The 15,667-nt window shown below is 73.2% G+C and carries 14 protein-coding genes and 1 riboswitch; of the genes, 10 read left to right on the top strand and 4 right to left on the bottom strand.

Annotated features, from left to right (window positions below; translation table 11 throughout):
• Window positions 1–38: 38 nt before the first annotated feature.
• From Sm713_RS21815 to Sm713_RS21850, 8 genes are all read left to right on the top strand, one after another.
• The gene (locus tag Sm713_RS21815) at window positions 39–1,535 is read left to right on the top strand and encodes an amino acid permease (RefSeq protein ID WP_212911241.1); all 1,497 of its coding nucleotides are present in this window, start codon (window positions 39–41) and stop codon (window positions 1,533–1,535) included.
• A gap of 10 nt (window positions 1,536–1,545) precedes the next feature.
• A complete protein-coding gene (locus tag Sm713_RS21820; RefSeq protein ID WP_212911242.1) occupies window positions 1,546–2,001 on the top strand; it encodes an Lrp/AsnC family transcriptional regulator in 456 nt (151 codons plus the stop codon).
• Window positions 2,002–2,265: 264 nt separating this feature from the next.
• Window positions 2,266–2,781 (top strand): toxin-antitoxin system HicB family antitoxin, encoded by a 516-nt coding sequence (locus tag Sm713_RS21825; RefSeq protein WP_212911243.1) that lies wholly within the window; start codon window positions 2,266–2,268, stop codon window positions 2,779–2,781.
• A gap of 94 nt (window positions 2,782–2,875) precedes the next feature.
• Window positions 2,876–3,718, top strand: a complete 843-nt coding sequence (locus tag Sm713_RS21830; RefSeq protein ID WP_212911244.1) for a DUF4097 family beta strand repeat-containing protein — start codon at window positions 2,876–2,878, stop codon at window positions 3,716–3,718.
• A gap of 75 nt (window positions 3,719–3,793) precedes the next feature.
• Complete coding sequence (locus Sm713_RS21835) at window positions 3,794–4,789, top strand: ATP-binding cassette domain-containing protein (protein WP_212912178.1); 996 nt, start codon at window positions 3,794–3,796, stop codon at window positions 4,787–4,789.
• Window positions 4,786–5,568: an ABC transporter permease gene (locus Sm713_RS21840; RefSeq protein ID WP_212911245.1), complete on the top strand. Its 783-nt coding sequence runs from the start codon at window positions 4,786–4,788 to the stop codon at window positions 5,566–5,568. Before Sm713_RS21835 ends, Sm713_RS21840 begins: the two co-directional genes overlap by 4 nt.
• Window positions 5,569–5,853: 285 nt before the next feature.
• Window positions 5,854–6,723: a carbon-nitrogen hydrolase family protein gene (locus Sm713_RS21845; RefSeq protein WP_212911246.1), complete on the top strand. Its 870-nt coding sequence runs from the start codon at window positions 5,854–5,856 to the stop codon at window positions 6,721–6,723.
• A gap of 89 nt (window positions 6,724–6,812) precedes the next feature.
• Window positions 6,813–8,510 (top strand): NAD(P)/FAD-dependent oxidoreductase, encoded by a 1,698-nt coding sequence (locus tag Sm713_RS21850; RefSeq protein ID WP_212911247.1) that lies wholly within the window; start codon window positions 6,813–6,815, stop codon window positions 8,508–8,510.
• Window positions 8,511–8,744: 234 nt separating this feature from the next.
• Here the strand turns inward: Sm713_RS21850 and Sm713_RS21855 are convergent, their stop codons facing one another.
• A complete protein-coding gene (locus Sm713_RS21855; protein WP_212911248.1) occupies window positions 8,745–9,488 on the bottom strand; it encodes a DUF5995 family protein in 744 nt (247 codons plus the stop codon).
• Between the two features lie 289 nt (window positions 9,489–9,777).
• Between Sm713_RS21855 and Sm713_RS21860 the strand changes: the two genes are divergently transcribed.
• Complete coding sequence (locus tag Sm713_RS21860; RefSeq protein ID WP_212911249.1) at window positions 9,778–11,079, top strand: alginate lyase family protein; 1,302 nt, start codon at window positions 9,778–9,780, stop codon at window positions 11,077–11,079.
• Between the two features lie 109 nt (window positions 11,080–11,188).
• Here Sm713_RS21860 and Sm713_RS21865 read toward each other — a convergent pair whose 3' ends face one another.
• Entirely contained in the window at window positions 11,189–12,406 is a 1,218-nt protein-coding gene (locus Sm713_RS21865; RefSeq protein WP_212911250.1) for an MFS transporter, read from the bottom strand.
• A 218-nt stretch (window positions 12,407–12,624) separates the two neighbouring features.
• Between Sm713_RS21865 and Sm713_RS21870 the strand changes: the two genes are divergently transcribed.
• Window positions 12,625–13,815, top strand: a complete 1,191-nt coding sequence (locus Sm713_RS21870; protein ID WP_212911251.1) for an ROK family transcriptional regulator — start codon at window positions 12,625–12,627, stop codon at window positions 13,813–13,815.
• Window positions 13,816–13,995: 180 nt separating this feature from the next.
• On the opposite strand, the gene Sm713_RS21875 is transcribed toward Sm713_RS21870, so the two are convergent.
• Complete coding sequence (locus Sm713_RS21875; RefSeq protein ID WP_212911252.1) at window positions 13,996–14,742, bottom strand: SDR family oxidoreductase; 747 nt, start codon at window positions 14,740–14,742, stop codon at window positions 13,996–13,998.
• Window positions 14,743–14,901: 159 nt separating this feature from the next.
• Window positions 14,902–15,426, bottom strand: coding sequence for a nuclear transport factor 2 family protein (locus Sm713_RS21880; RefSeq protein ID WP_212911253.1), 525 nt, complete (start codon window positions 15,424–15,426; stop codon window positions 14,902–14,904).
• A 98-nt stretch (window positions 15,427–15,524) separates the two neighbouring features.
• Window positions 15,525–15,655: riboswitch (FMN riboswitch) on the top strand.
• Window positions 15,656–15,667 lie beyond the last annotated feature (12 nt).

Below are 15,667 nucleotides of genomic sequence, written 5' to 3' on the forward strand. Positions count from 1 at the left end.
GCCCACCGCCCCGACCGCAGCGACCAAGGAGCCAGCGCGTGCTCGACCACGGCGCACCCCCACCCAGCCCCGGCAGGACCGGGGGCCCACCCGACGGCGGCGGACCCCGGTTGATGCGCCGCAAACCGGTGGAACTCCTGGTCGCCGAGGGCGGTAAGGGCGCCGGAGGCACCCTGCGGCGGTCCCTCGGGCTGGCTCAGCTCACCATGATCAGCATCGGCGCCACCCTCGGCACCGGGATCTTCGTCGTGCTCGGGGAGGCGGTGCCGAAGGCGGGCCCCGCCGTCACCGTCTCCTTCGTGGCGGCCGGCCTCACGGCCTTCTTCTCCGCACTCTCGTACGCCGAGCTGGCGGGCACCATCCCCGTGGCGGGCTCCTCCTACTCGTATGCGTATGCAACGCTCGGCGAGTTGATCGCCTGGATCTGCGGCTGGTGCCTGATCCTCGAATACGGCGTCTCGGTCGCCGCCGTCGCCGTCGGCTGGGGCCAGTACCTCAACGAACTGCTCGACGGCACCCTCGGCGTCACGCTGCCCGCCGCGCTCTCCGCGCCGCCGGGCGACGGCGGCGCGTTCAACCTGCCCGCCCTCGCCGTGGTGCTGCTCGCCATGGTGTTCCTGCTGGGCGGCGCCCGGGAGTCGGCGCGCGTCAACACCGTGATGGTCGGCGTGAAGATCGCAGCGCTCCTGCTGTTCTGCGGCATCGGCGTCGCCGGAATCCGATCGGGCAACTACGCGCCCTTCATGCCGCTCGGCGTGGCGGGAGTGAGCGGTGCGGGCGCGACCCTCTTCTTCTCGTACATCGGCTTCGACGCCGCCTCCACCGCGGGCGAGGAGGCGAGGGACGCGCAGCGGGACCTGCCCCGCGCGATCATGCTCTCGCTGGTCGTGGTGACAGGGCTCTACGTCCTGGTGGCCGCGGTGGCCGTGGGCGCCAGGCCCTGGCGGAGCTTCGCCGGGTCCGAGGCGGTCCTCGCGGCGATCATGAAGGATGTCACCGGGCAGTCCTTCTGGGCGACGCTGCTCGCCGCGGGCGCGGTGATCGCCATCGCCAGCGTGGTGCTGACCGTGCTCTACGGCCAGACCCGGATCCTGTTCGCGATGTCCCGCGACGGCCTCGTGCCGCGCGTCTTCTCCCGGGTCCACCCCGGCACCGGGGTACCCCGTGCGAACACGGTGATCGTCTCGCTGTTCTGCGGCGCGCTGGCCGCCGCCGTCCCGCTCGGCCGGCTCGCCGACGCCACCAGCATCGGCACCCTCTTCGCCTTCGCGCTGGTCAACATCGCCGTCGTGGTGCTGCGGCGGACCAGGCCGGCGATGCCGCGCGCCTTCCGGGTGCCGCTGTCCCCGGTGCTGCCCGCTCTCGGCCTCGCCTTCTGCGTCTGGATGATGGGCAGTCTGTCCGCGGTGACGTGGCTGGTGTTCGGGATCTGGATGGCCGTAGGGGTCGTGTTCTACTTCGTCTACGGCCACCGCCGCTCCCGCCTCGCGGTCCCCGCTGAGCCGGGCAACGAGCAGCCCCGAGCAGAGAAGTGACCGACCGCCCGTGCGACTGAACGATCTCGACGAAGCCATCGTGCACGCCCTCGCCGAGGACGCCCGCCGCTCCTACGCCGACATCGGCCAGCTCGTCGGGCTGTCGGCGCCCGCGGTGAAGCGGCGGGTGGACCGGCTGCGCGGCACCGGCGCCATCACCGGCTTCACGGTACGGGTCGACCCGGCCGCACTCGGCTGGCAGACCGAGGGGATCATCGAGCTGTACTGCCGCAGCAACACCTCCCCGGAGGCCATCCAGCGGGGCCTGGAGCGGTATCCGGAGGTCGTGTCGGCGTCCACCGTGACCGGCGAGGCCGACGCTGTCGTGCAGGTCTTCGCCGAGGACATGCGGCACTTCGAGCAGGTCCTCGAACGGATCGCGGGGGAGCCCTTCGTGGAGCGCACCAAGTCCGTGCTGGTGCTCTCGCCGCTGCTGAGGCGGTTCTCCTCGGGGGCTCCGGGGTGAGTCGGGCTGCCCTCCTGCGCCATGACATGGCACCGAATAGCGCCACGTGGCGCTGAGTGGCGCTACCCGGCGCCACCTCGTGCCACCTGGTGCCAACCGGCGCCATTCAAAGCCTTCAAAGGCGATCGTGGGGGCGTGGCGCCACCGTGACTCGGGTCGCTGCCATCATCTTTTCCCACGTCAGAGCGGCTACTCGCTGACTGGTTCCAGGCGAGGTGCCATACGGGCTTGCGTTTGGCGCCATTATGGTGCCATGATGACGTCATGGACCTCACCCCGTATGTCGACACCCTGCGTCGCGAACTCGCCGTGGCCGCCGAAGCCGGCGGGGAGGACGCGCGCGAGCTGGCCGAGCGGCTCACCGCTCCGCTGGAGTCGGCGACCCGTCTGACCATGCTCAACGTGCTCTCCGCCGCGATGGACGAGATCACCCGCGAGCTCGCCCCCGGCTCGGTCGACGTACGGCTGCGCGGACTGGACCCCGATTTCGTGGTGACACCGCCGCCCGCCGGCGGCCCCGCGGAAGCGGACGCCGCGCCCGTCGAACCGTCGAAGGCCCAGGTGCCGGCCGACGGCGACGAGGGCGGCACCGCCCGCGTCAACCTGCGCCTGCCGGCACATCTCAAGGCGCGGGCCGAGGAGGCCGCGAGCCGCGAGGGCCTGTCGGTCAACGCGTGGCTGGTGCGGGCCGTGTCGGCCGCGGTCGACGGCGGTGGCCGGCCCCGTAGGACGGAGAAGTCCCGCAACGTCGGGCAGAGCTTCACGGGCTGGGTGCGCTAGCCCGGACCCTCGTACCACCACCCCACTCGTCGATCCACCTCCACCACGTCCCACCAGCGGGGACGGCCACAAGACCCAAGAGGACGGGATGGCCATGCCTTCTTTCGACACCTCCACACCGATCTCCGCCGACGTGCACGTGGGTGCCGGCTCCATTCTGTTCACCGCGAGCGAGCGCCTCGACACCGTCGTCGAGGTGCGGCCCCGCGACCCGAAGAAGGACAAGGACGTACGCGCCGCCAGGCAGACCGAGGTCGGATTCGCCGGCGGCGTCCTGACCGTCAAGACCAGGGAACGGCGCATGATCGGCCCCAGCGGCGTCGTCGACGTCACGGTGGACCTGCCGGAGGGCTCCCGCGTCGAAGCGACCGGCTCCTGGACGCAGGTGCTCGGTGAGGGCCGGCTCGGCGAGGTCCGGGTCAAGTCCTCGGGCGGCGACGTCCGCCTCGAAACCACCGGGCCGCTGCGGCTGACCGCCGCCCACGGATCGATCACGGTCGAGCGGGTCGAAGGCGCCGCCGAGATCACCACCAGCTCCGGCAGCGTGCGTGTCGGCATGGTCGACGGCTCCGCCGTGCTGAAGAACTCCCACGGCTCCACGAGCGTCGGCGCCGTGACCGGCGAGCTGCGGGTGAACGGCGCCTACGGCGAGATTGACATCGCCCGAGCCGAGAGCTCGGTCACCGTCGCCACCGCCCACGGCGCCCTGCGTATCGCGGAAGTCGCCCGAGGATCCATCGAGTTGGACACCGCCCACGGCTCCATCGAGATCGGCGTCCGCGAGGGCTCCGCCGCCTGGCTGGAGGTCAGCGCCGACAACGGGCAGGTCCGCAACGCGCTCGCCGCCTCCGAGGCCCCGGCGGAGACCGAGGACGCCGTCAGGATCCGCGCCCGGACCCGTTTCGGCAACATCGACGTGCGCCGCGCCCGCCCCTGACCGCCCGCCTCACCGCCCCACCCACTCCGAAGCCACCTCAGCCCCGAAAGGAAGGACTCCATGCCTGTATCTGGCATGCCCACGTCAAGAAAGGCCGATTCGCGGCCGCCGGCCGCCGTCTCCACCGTCGGTCTGCGCAAGTCGTACGGCGACAAGACCGTGCTCGACGGCATCGACCTGCGCATCCCGGCCGGATCGGTGTTCGCGCTGCTCGGGCCCAACGGCGCCGGCAAGACCACCACCGTGCAGATCCTGTCCACGCTCATCGCCGCCGACGGCGGGCAGGCCCGGGTCGCGGGCCACGACGTCGCCACGTCACCGGACGGGGTGCGCTCCGCGATCGGCGTCACCGGGCAGTTCGCCGCGCTCGACGACCTGCTCACCGCCGAGGAGAACCTGCTCCTCATGGCCGACCTGCTGCGCCTCGGCAAGCGGGAGGGGAGATCCCGCGCCAGGGAGTTGCTCCAGCGGTTCGACATCGCGGACGTCGCGCACAAGCGGGCCGCGACCTTCTCCGGAGGTATGCGGCGCCGGCTCGACATCGCCATGACGCTGGTCGGCGACCCCCAGGTGATCTTCCTGGACGAGCCGACAACCGGGCTCGACCCGCGCAGCCGCCGCACCATGTGGGACACGGTGCGGGCGCTGGTCGCGGGCGGCACCACCGTCTTCCTCACCACCCAGTACCTGGAGGAGGCCGACCAGCTGGCCGACCGGATCGCCGTCCTCGACGGCGGCCGGATCGTCGCCGAGGGCACCGCCGACGAGCTCAAGGCGCGGATCCCCGGCGGCCACGTACGGCTGGGGTTCGCCGGTTCCGACGAGTACGAGCGCGCGGCCGCCGCCTTCGCCGGCGCGGCCCGCGACGACGAGAACCTCTCGCTGCGCGTGGCGGGCGACGGCGGTCTCGACGCGCTGCGCGCCCTGCTCGACCGGCTCGACACCGCCGGCATCCGGGCCGCCGGCTTCTCCGTGCACACCCCCGACCTCGACGACGTCTTCCTCGCCCTGACCGGGCACGGCACCGCCGGCACCGGCACCCCGCTTCAGATCAAGGAGACCCTGCGATGAGCACCCTCGCCTACGCCGTGCACGACTCGACGACGATGCTGCGGCGCAACCTGAAGCACGCGATCCGCTATCCGTCCGTGGGGCTCGGCAGCGCCATGATGCCGATCCTGATGCTGCTGCTCTTCGTGTACGCCTTCGGTGACTCGATCGGCGCCGGGATAGGCGGCGGCCGGGACGCGTACGTGAACTACCTCACCCCCGGCATCATCATCATGGGGGTGGCCGCCGGTTCGATGTCGACCTCGATCGCGGTCTGCTCCGATATGACCGAGGGCATCATCAACCGCTTCCGCACCATGAACATCACGCGCTCGTCGTTCATGACCGGGCATGTCATCGGCAGCGTCATCCAGACGATGGCGTGCATGGTCCTGGTCGTGGGCGTCGCCCTCGCCGTGGGCTTCCGCTCCGGGGCGACCCCGCTTCAGTGGCTGGCCGCGGCCGGCCTCCTCGCGGCCATCGCGTTCGCGGTGACCTGGCTGTCCGTGGCGCTCGGCCTGATCTCCAAGACCATCGAGTCCGCGAGCAACAAGCCGCTGCTGATCCAGTTCCTGCCGTTCCTCGGCTCGGCGTTCGTGCCGGCCGACTCGATGTCGCCGGGCCTGCGCTGGTTCGCCCAGAACCAGCCGTTCACGCCGATGACCGAGACCCTGCGCGGCCTGCTCTCCGGCTCTCAGATCGGCGACAACGGCTGGATCTCGCTCGCCTGGTGCGCCGGTATCGCCCTGGTCGGCTACGCCTGGTCCCGCTCGCTGTTCAACAGCACCACCAGGCGCTGAGGCCAGCCCCGGGGATCGGCGCCGGGGGCCTGAGGGCCCCCTCAGCGGCGGCCCCGGGATCGCTCGACGGCTCCCGCCGGTGGCCCGCTCCGGACGGTCGCCGCTCGGCGTCCTCCGGCGCAGGCGTCCCCGATCCTCCTCCCCCCTGCAACGAATCGCCGAGCACGGCCCCGTACACGCAACGAATGCCTTCGATATGCGCAAGAGTCGGCTCTTGTCTGCTTTCAGTGGCCGACCGTACCGTCGAGGTGTTCCCCCCTACCACACGTCCCCGTGAGGTCTGCCATGTCCGCGCTGCGTCTCGCCCTGCTGCAGAGCTCCGGGCGGCCGGGATCGGTCACCGCCAACCTCGCCGAGCTCGACGAGGCCGCGGGGCGGGCCGCCGCCGAGGGGGCCGGGCTGCTCGTGGCGCCGGAGCTGTTCCTCAGCGGATACGGGGTCGGGGACCGCCTGCCGGGGCTCGCCGAACCGGCCGGCGGGCCCTCGGCCGGGGCCGTGGCGGGGATCGCCCGCCGGCACGGGATCGCCGTGTGCTACGGCTACCCGGAGCGGTCGGAGCGGTCGGAGCGGTCGGAGCGGTCGGAGCGGTCGGAGCGGTCGGAGCGGTCGGACGAGCCCGCCGGCGCGGACCAGCAGCTGTTCAACGCCGTCCAGTTGATCGGGGCGGACGGCACCCGTCTCGCCCGCTACCGCAAGACCCACCTCTACGGCGACTTCGAGAAGCGGTGGTTCACGCCAGGGGAGCAGCCCGTGGTGCAGGCGGAGGTGGCCGGATTCACGGTCGGCCTGCTGGTCTGCTACGACGTCGAGTTCCCGGAGAACGTCCGGGCGCACGCCCTCGCCGGCACGGACCTGCTGCTGGTGCCGACCGCGGTGATGCACCCGTACGCGTTCATCGCCGAGACCGTGGTGCCGGTGCGCGCGTTCGAGAGCCAGCTCTACGTGGCGTACGTCAACCGCGCCGGGACCGAGGGGGAGTTCGACTTCCTCGGGCTCTCCGTGCTCGCCGGGCCCGACGGCAGTGCCCTGGTCCGCGCCGGAGGCACCGCCGAACTGGTCTGCGCCGACGTCGACCACGCGGCCCTCGCCGCTGCCCGCGAGGCCAACTCCTACCTGCGCGACCGCCGGCCGTCGCTCTACTCCTCGCTGACCTGAGGCGGTGCGGGCGCCCGGCCCGCGATCCACGCGCGACCCACTCCGATCCACTCCGATCCACCCCTGACCACCGCAAGGAGCCGCACTCCATGACGTCCACCGTGCCCACGGCCGTCCCGCACGCCCCGATGCGGCAGCCCATCACCATGTTCGGGCCGGACTTCCCGTACGCCTACGACGACTTCCTCGCCCACCCCGCGGGCCTCGGCCAGATCCCCGCCACCCGGCACGGAACCGAGGTCGCGGTGGTCGGCGGCGGGCTCTCCGGCCTCGTCACCGCCCACGAGCTGATGAAGATGGGCCTACGGCCGGTGGTGTACGAGGCGGACCGGATCGGCGGGCGGCTGCGCACCGTCGGCTTCGACGGCGCGGCGGACGGGGGCGCGCTCACCGCCGAACTGGGCGCCATGCGCTTCCCGCCGTCCTCGACGGCGCTCCAGCACTACATCGACCTGGTGGACCTGCGGACCAGGCCGTTCCCGAACCCGCTCGCGGAGTCCACCCCGTCCACGGTCGTCGACCTCAAGGGCGAGTCCCACTACGCCCGGACCCTGGACGACCTGCCCGAGGTCTACCGGCAGGTCGCCGCGGCCTGGCAGAGCTGCCTTGAGGAGGGCGCCGAGTTCTCCGGGATGAACCGCGCCATCCGCGAGCGCGACGTACCGGCGATCCGGGCGATCTGGTCCCGCCTCGTCGAACGGCTCGACGACCAGACCTTCTACGGCTTCCTGTGCGCGTCCGAGGCGTTCCGCTCCTTCCGGCACCGTGAGATCTTCGGGCAGGTCGGCTTCGGCACCGGCGGCTGGGACACCGACTTCCCCAACTCCATCCTGGAGATCCTGCGGGTGGTGTACACCGAGGCGGACGACCACCACCGCGGCATCGTCGGCGGCAGCAGGCAGCTTCCCGAGCGGCTCTGGGAACGCGCGCCGGACAAGCTCGTCCACTGGCCTGCGGGCACCTCGCTGGCGTCGCTGCACGGGGGTTCGCCCCGGCCCGCGGTGACGCGGCTGCACCGCACCGCGGGCGGCATGATCACCGTCACCGACTCCTCGGGTGCCATCCGCAGCTATCCCGCGGCGGTCTTCACGGCCCAGTCCTGGATGCTGCTGTCCAAGATCGCCTGTGACGAGTCGCTCTTCCCGATGGACCACTGGACGGCCATCGAGCGCACCCACTACATGGAGTCCAGCAAGCTCTTCGTCCCGGTGGACCGGCCGTTCTGGCTGGACAAGGACGAGCGCACCGGGCGCGACCGGATGTCGATGACGCTGACGGACCGGATGACCCGGGGCACCTACCTGCTGGACGACGGACCCGACCGGCCCGCGGTGATCTGCCTCTCGTACACCTGGTGCGACGACAGCCTCAAGTGGCTGCCGCTGTCCGCGCACGAGCGCATGGAGGTCATGCTCGCCTCGCTCCGCGAGATCTACCCGGACGTGGACATCAGGAGCCATATCATCGGCAGCCCGGTGACCGTCTCCTGGGAGGACGAGCCGTACTTCATGGGCGCGTTCAAGGCGAACCTGCCCGGCCACTACCGCTACCAGCGCAGGCTCTTCACCCACTTCATGCAGGACACGCTGCCCGCGGACAAGCGCGGCATCTTCCTCGCGGGCGACGACATATCGTGGACGGCCGGCTGGGCGGAGGGCGCCGTGCAGACCGCCCTGAACGCCGTGTGGGGCGTGATGCACCAGTTCGGCGGCGCCTGCGACCCGTCCAATCCCGGCCCCGGGGACGCATTCCACGCGATCGCACCGGTGGAGCTGCCGGAGGACTGAGCGGACGCGCCCCGAAGGGGCGCGGGGAACCGCGCGCTCAGCCGGGACCGGCAGATGGAGGGAACGGCACCGCGAGGGGCTGGGCGGGGCCCGCCGCGGGCGTTCGGCAGGGGCGCGGGGAACCGCCGCGCTCAGCCAGACCGGCGGCCGGAGAATCTGGAGACCGCAAGGAGCCGGAGCCCCGGGCCCTGCCGCAGGCGCGCCCTGGGGCTACGCGAACGGCGCCCCGGGCGCCTACCGGGCGCGGGCCCCCGGCGACGGGACCACCGTGCGACCGGTGCGGGGCAGCGGGAGCGGTGTGAGGAGCATCCGCCCGACCAGGCCGACCCCGGCGTCGAGCCGCTGGACGAACTCCCCGGCGAGCGTGGGCAGCCCGCGCAGCGCCCACAGCGCCCGCGCGGCGGACCACGCTCCGTCCCTGGCCCGGTCCAGGCTCCAGCAGCCCAGCAGATGGGTGAGCGGATCGGCGACCTGGAGCAGGTCGGGGCCCGGCATCACGTCCTCGCGGATCTGCTCCTCCAGCGCCACCAGCAGATCCCCGACGCGGTCGAACTCGTCCTCCAGCTCCTCGGGTGCGCAGCCGAGCACCCGGCAGGCGTCCACGACGGCGAGGCAGAGGTCGTGCCCGACATGGGCGTTGATGCCCGCGAGGGCGAACTGCAGGGGGGTGACGCCGGGGTGGTGGCGGCAGCGGAACAGCGGGCGCCAGCAGGCCGGCGGGCGGTCGTCGGCGGCCGCCGCGTCGACCGCGGCGAGGTAGCGCGCGGCGAAGCGCACGTCCAGGGCCGCCGCCTGGGCGGGCTCGCCGAGCCGCCCCGACGAGATGCCGGTGTCCACCGCCTCCGTGACGGTCAGGTAGACGCGGTTGAAGACCGCGACCCCGTCGCGGTCCGGCAGGGCCTCCGCGAGCGCGCGCATCCGCGCGATCACCGAGCCGATCCCGCGCCCGGGGACCGTGGACTGCTCCGAGTGGGCCATGCAGGCAGGGTTCCAGCGGTCGGCGGGCGCGGCGCCGTTCGGCGCGGGACTTCGCCGGAACGAGCGAATGGGCCGCGCCGGGGCGACGGTTGCCCCTGGCGGGGGCCTCACCGGCCCACCTGTTGGAGCCCAGGACTCATGCATGAATCCCTGCGCGGAGCATTGTCACGTGGATCAGGCACGTCTACGCTCACACGGTCTTGTTCATGAATGATGTTCACGTACATGACCTGCTGGTGTGTGCGGTCTGTAGGTGACCCCACGGTCATCGGTACCGAAGGAGTGCTCGATGAGCAGAAGACCCCGTCTGAGGCTCGGCGCCGTGGTGGCGGCCACGGCCGCCCTCGCCGCGCTGCTGGTGCCGGCGGCCTCCGCCGCCGCCCACGGCCGCCCGGCCGGACACCCCGGACCGCTCCCGCCCGCCCCGAAGACGGCCGTGCTCGACGGCGAGCGCCTGCAAGCCGCCAAGGTCCGCCTGGAACTGGGCGACCCGGGCGTCAGGAAGGCCGTCAAGAACCTCACCGCCCAGGCCGACGACTGGCTCGGCCAGGGACCCTGGACCGTGGTGGACAAGCCCGCGCCCGCACCGGGCGGCGACCCGCACGACTACCTCAGCCAGGCACCGTACTGGTGGCCGTCCCAGCCGAAGACCGACGACAACCCGCACGGCTGCCCCTACGTCCAGCGCGACGGCGAGCGCAACCCCGAGGTCGACACCGGCACCGACCGCCCCGACGTCGGCAAGGTCTTCGCTTCCTCGTACACCCTCAGCCTCGCCTGGTACTACACCGGCAAGAAGCAGTACGCGGAACACGCCGCCGACATCCTGCGCACCTGGTTCCTCGACCCGGACACCCGGATGAACCCCAACCTGAACCACGGGCAGTTCATCCCCTGCAAGTACGACGGCCGGTCCATCGGCATCATCGACTTCTCCCAGGAGTACACCAGCGTGGTGGACGCGGTCGCCGTGCTGGGCACCGGCGCGCCCGGCTGGTCCAAGGCCGACCGGACCGCCATGACCGCGTGGAACAAGGACTTCCTCTCCTGGCTGGTCGACAGCGACTTCGGCAAGGAGGAGGGCGCCGCGGAGAACAACCACGGCACCTTCTACGACATGCAGGTGGCCGCGCTCGCCTATGCCACCGGTGACCGGGACCTGGCCAGGTCGACCGTCCTGGACGCGCGCCGGAAGCGGATCGACGCGCAGGTCGCGGGCGACGGCAGCCAGCCGCAGGAGCTCGCCAGGACCAGGAGCTGGCACTACTCCACCTTCGATCTGGTGGCGTACACCCGGCTCGCCGAGATCGGCCGGCACGTCGGGGTCGATCTGTGGGGGTACCGGGGCCCGGACGGGCAGAGCCTGTTCAAGGCGGTCGACTTCCTGCTCCCCGCGGCCACCGGCGCGGCCGGGTGGCCGTACCCCGAGCTGGAGTTCTACCGGTACGCGGCGAGCGACATCGTGCACGCCGCGGCGGACGCCGGGGACGCTGCTGCGCGCGCCGCGGTGCCGCACCTCCAGGAGCCGCCGGGCGGCGACCTCTGGGCGCTGCGGCCCGCCTCTGAACAGCTCGACTCGATCGCGGGCTGAGGCCCGGGACGAACGCCAGGCCCGGCCGGGGCGCATGCCCCGGCCGGGCCTTCGGCCTTGACGGGCCACCACCATCCGGCGCGCCCGGCGCCGGGCGGCCCTGGCGGTTTCAGGACCGGTCGGTGGCCGCCGTGCCCGCGCTGGAGGCGCGCACGGCCTCCCGCTCGCCGGTCCGCAGCACCCCCGCACCCGCCGCGAGGCCGCAGCACAGCACCGTCACCACGCCGAACGACACGACCAGGCTGGAGGCCTGGGCGATGCTGCCGACCGTCGAGGGGGCCACCAGACCCGAGGTGTACATGATGGTGGCGACGCCCGCGATGGCCTGGGTCGGCCGCGAGCTGCTGCGGCCCGCGGCCACGAACGCCAGCGGCACGACCACCGCGATGCCCAGCCCCATCAGCGCGAACCCGGTCATGGCGAGCGCCGGGTTCGGCGCGACCACCACCAGGAACCCGCCGAGCGTCGCGAGCACCCCGCCGCCGCGCACCGTGCGCACCGGGCCGAACCTGTTCACCAGCGCGTCGCCCGCGATCCGCGCCACCGCCATGGTGAGCGTGAACCCGGTGGTCGAGGCGGCGGCCAGGCCCGCGGAGGTGGTCAGCACGTCGTGGAGGTAGACCGCGGACCAGTCCAGACTCGCGCCCTCGGCGAACACCGCGCAGAACCCGACCGCGCCGATGATCAGCGCCGAGCGCGGCGGCAGGGCGAACCGCGGCGGCGGCTCCTCCTCCTGCTCCGGGCGCAGGTCGAGCACCCACTGGCAGGCCGTGACGCCGGCGACGGTGAGCACCGCGGCGGCCAGCGCATGGTGCACCTGGGCGTTCACGCCGAGGTGGGCGGCGAGGGTGCCGCCCGCGGAGCCCAGCAGCGCGCCCGCGCTCCACATCCCGTGCAGCCCCGACATGATCGACCGGCCGAGGCGGTTCTCCACCTCGACCCCCAGCGCGTTCATCGCCACGTCCGACATGCCCGCGGTCGCCCCGTACACGAACATCGCCGCACCCAGCGCGACCAGGTTCGGCGCGAGCGAGGGCAGCACCAGAGCCAGGGTCCACAGCGCGAGCAGCCCCCGCAGGGCGGCGCGGGATCCGAACCGGTGGCTCACCCAGCCGGCCAGCGGCATGGCCACCGACGCCCCGATCGCCCCGAACGCCAGCGCGAACCCGAGCTGCCCCGGGCTCGCATGGGCGTGCTCCTGGATCCACGGCACCCGGGTCGCGAAGGAGCCGGTCACCGAGCCGTGCACGCAGAAGACCACGGCGATCGCGAACCGGGCGTGCCGCACGGCCTTGCCGGCCTGGCCCGCACGGGCCCCTTCCGTCATGTCCTCGCCCCTCCCTCCGCGCCCCCGCGGTGGTCGTCGGTGCCTTCGACGCGCCCCTCTGGGCCCGCCCAGCGGTCCGGGCGTAAACTATCAGGAACCCTGCCTGATAAATAGTGGGTTTTCCCACGGCGGATCGCCCGGCGTATCGGGGCGTTCCACCAGGGTGCTGGGCGCGGCCCGTCCCAGGGTGCGCAGGGCCGTCTGAAAGGATCCAAGGCATGCCCGCATCACCGCGCACGGCCAGGGCGATCAACGACCGCCTTGCACTGAGCCTGTTGCAGAGCGAGGGCCCGTTGACGGCAGGGCAGTTGAAGCAGCTCACCGGACTCTCCCGGCCCACGGTCGCCGACCTGGTGGCACGCCTGCAGAGCTCCGGGCTGATCACCGTGGTCGGCGAGACGGGCGAGACCAGGCGCGGCCCGAACGCCCGGCTCTACGGGATCGTGGCGGACCGGGCGCACCTCGCGGCCCTGGACGTGCGCACCCAGGGGGTCACCGTCGTCGTCACCGACCTGCTGGGCGCCCGGCTCGCGGAGGCCTCGCTGCCCGTCGACCCCGACACCCGCACCGCGTCGGCGGTGGCCGGCGCCGTCGGGCTCGTCGAGCGCACCGCGGAGCAGGCGGGCGGCAGGCCGCTGCACAGCGTCGCCGTCGGCGCACCCGGCCTCATCGACCCCGTGACCGGCGAGCTCCGCGACGTCAGCGATCTGCCGGAGTGGCACCGCAGCCTGGTCGGCGCCCTCCAGGACCGGCTGCCCGCCCGGGTCCTCGTGGAGAACGAGACCAACCTCGCCGCCCTCGCCGAGCGGCAGTACGGCGCGGCCCGCGACCGCGGGACGTTCGTGCTGCTCTGGCTCGGACACGGCATCGGCGCGGCCGTGGTGCTGGAGGGGGCGCTGCGCCGCGGGGCGTCCGGCGGTGCGGGGGAGATCGGGTTCCTGCCGGTGCCCGGCACCACGGGGCTGCCCTGGAGCACCGGCCGCGACCAGGGTTTCCACCACCTGGTCTCCGCCCCGGCCATCCGCGACCTGGCCGTGGAGCACGGCCTGGCCGCCACCGGCGAGCCGGACGCGCCGATGGCCGCCGCCCTGGTGCGGGCGGCCGTCGCCGCCGGCGAGCACCGCTTCCTCGACGAGCTCGCGCACCGCCTGGCCCTCGGCGTCGCGGCGGTGGCCGCCGTCCTCGACCCCGGATGCGTGGTGCTCGGCGGGGAGACCGGCCTGGCCGGCGGTCCCGTGCTCGCCGACCGCGTCGGGCGCCACCTGGGCGCGATCTCACCGCTGCGCACGGAGGTGCGCGCCGGGGAACTCGGCGGCGGCGCCGTGCTGCGAGGCGCCCTGCTGATGGCCCGCGAGGCGGCGCAGGACGAACTCTTCGCGCCGGCCGCGATGCCGACCCCGACCGCATAGCGACGATGCGGGCCGCGACCGCATAGCGACCGTGCGGGCCGCGTTGCCGCCATGCCGGCCGCATGGCGGGGCTGGGCCACGCGGCCCGGCGGGAGAGAGCACGGGGACAGCGAGACGGGGCCCGCCTCACACGGGCTGCGCGGGTCACACGGGCTGCGCGGCGCACACGAGGCGCGCGCCTCACACCGGCTGCGCGAACCGCTCCGTCAGGTACTCCCCGAACGTGCGCCGGCCCACCGCCCGCTGCGGGGTGAGGTGGCCGCCGTCGCGCATGGCCCGGTACGCCCTGCCCACCAGCGGCACCGGGACCACCCGCCGCCTGCGCCCGGTCGCCCCCAGATAGGTGCGCGCCAGCTCCGGGAAGCCCAGCACCTCCGGACCGCCCATGTCCGGCACCCGCCCGGACGGCTCGCCGACAGCGAGCCCGGCCATCCGGTCCGCGACCTCGGCGGCCTCGATCGGCTGGTCGCTCACCCCGGCCGGCACCAGCATCACCGGCGGCTTCGCCATGGCCCCGAGCACGGACGCCACCAGGTCGTGGAACTGGGTCGCGCGCAGCAGCGTCCAGCCCACACCCGAGTCGGCGATCACGCGCTCCGCCGCCAACTTGGCGCGGTAGTAGCGCAGCGGCACCTCCTCCACGCCGACGATCGAGATGAACACCACATGCCGGACACCGGTCCTGCGCATCGAGGCGACGAGGCGCTCGGCCGCCTGCTCGTCGCCGCGGGGCGCGCTCGCGCAGTGCACGACGACGTCGGCGCCGCTCAGCGCCTCGTCCAGTCCGGCGCCGGTGCGCAGGTCCACCGCGTACCGGGGCGCGTGCCTGCTCAGCACCCGCACCTCGTGCTGCCCCTGGTCCCGCAGCCGCTGCGTGATCAGTCCGCCGAGATTGCCGGTGCCCCCGGTCACCACGATCGTGGCCATCCCGTTCAGCCCCTTCGTCCGCGTCGGCGCTCCGGGTGGAGCGCCCGTCACCGCTGAGACCGGCGGGCCCGCCGATGTGTGACAGCGCGGTGCTCGCACCGCCCGCCGCCCGCCGCCCGCCGGCCGCCGCCGCGGCGCCCGGGCCGGCCGGGCAGGGGGTCAGCGCCGCCCGCCCGCGAGCTGGCGGGTGACATACACAAGCTTGTCCGGGTTGACCACCGCCCGCACCTCGGCGATCTCCCCGTCCCGGACCTCGAACGACGCGACCGCTATCAGCCGCGGCCCCTCGTGCACCAGCAGCCCGGGGGCGCCGTTGACCTCGGCCACCGCGCTCTCCAAGGCGGCCGTGACCCGGCGGGTGACGCCACGCAGGAACGTGAGCGCCCGCTCCCGCCCCACGATCGGCCGGCCCGCCGAGACCACCCGGCCGCCGCCGTCGCCCGACCAGACGACGTCCTTCGCGAGGAGCTGCTCCAGACGGGTGAGGTCTCCGTCCCGGGCCTCTGCCATGAACGACTCGACAAGAGCGCGCTGCTGCTCGGGACGGGGACTGAAGCGCCGCTCCGGCGCGGCGAGCCGCTGGGCGGCCCTGCGGTAGAGCTGCCGCGCGCTGGCCCCGGTCAGGTCGAGCACCCCGGCGATCTCGCGGTGGCTGTACGCGAACGCCACCCGCAGCACGTACACGCGCGCTCCCGCGGGGTGAGCCTCCCGCCGGGCAGCTGTGAGCCAGCCCACAGTGGACCTCGGTGCCAGGCGTGGCACACTGAGTTGCGTAACAGAAACAGCGCACTCCGGGGTCGGTGAAAGTCCGAACCGGCGGTTAAAGTCCGCGACCCGGCCGCATCCAGTGGCCGGTTGACCAGGTGAAATTCCTGGACCGACGGTTAAAGTCCGGATGGGAGGCAGTGCGCGGCGGGCGGGCATC

Source organism: Streptomyces sp. TS71-3, from assembly GCF_018327685.1.
GTDB lineage: Bacteria > Actinomycetota > Actinomycetes > Streptomycetales > Streptomycetaceae > Streptomyces.

What these genes read in the sequence shown, in the direction of transcription:
- Sm713_RS21825 (WP_212911243.1), top strand. Translation starts at nt 2,266, where the DNA reads ATGGACCTCACCCCGTATGTCGACACCCTGCGTCGCGAACTCGCCGTG.
- Sm713_RS21830 (WP_212911244.1), top strand. Translation starts at nt 2,876, where the DNA reads ATGCCTTCTTTCGACACCTCCACACCGATCTCCGCCGACGTGCACGTG.
- Sm713_RS21835 (WP_212912178.1), top strand. Translation starts at nt 3,794, where the DNA reads ATGCCCACGTCAAGAAAGGCCGATTCGCGGCCGCCGGCCGCCGTCTCC.
- Sm713_RS21840 (WP_212911245.1), top strand. Translation starts at nt 4,786, where the DNA reads ATGAGCACCCTCGCCTACGCCGTGCACGACTCGACGACGATGCTGCGG.
- Sm713_RS21845 (WP_212911246.1), top strand. Translation starts at nt 5,854, where the DNA reads ATGTCCGCGCTGCGTCTCGCCCTGCTGCAGAGCTCCGGGCGGCCGGGA.
- Sm713_RS21850 (WP_212911247.1), top strand. Translation starts at nt 6,813, where the DNA reads ATGACGTCCACCGTGCCCACGGCCGTCCCGCACGCCCCGATGCGGCAG.
- Sm713_RS21855 (WP_212911248.1), bottom strand. Translation starts at nt 9,488, where the DNA reads ATGGCCCACTCGGAGCAGTCCACGGTCCCCGGGCGCGGGATCGGCTCG.
- Sm713_RS21860 (WP_212911249.1), top strand. Translation starts at nt 9,778, where the DNA reads ATGAGCAGAAGACCCCGTCTGAGGCTCGGCGCCGTGGTGGCGGCCACG.
- Sm713_RS21865 (WP_212911250.1), bottom strand. Translation starts at nt 12,406, where the DNA reads ATGACGGAAGGGGCCCGTGCGGGCCAGGCCGGCAAGGCCGTGCGGCAC.
- Sm713_RS21870 (WP_212911251.1), top strand. Translation starts at nt 12,625, where the DNA reads ATGCCCGCATCACCGCGCACGGCCAGGGCGATCAACGACCGCCTTGCA.
- Sm713_RS21875 (WP_212911252.1), bottom strand. Translation starts at nt 14,742, where the DNA reads ATGGCCACGATCGTGGTGACCGGGGGCACCGGCAATCTCGGCGGACTG.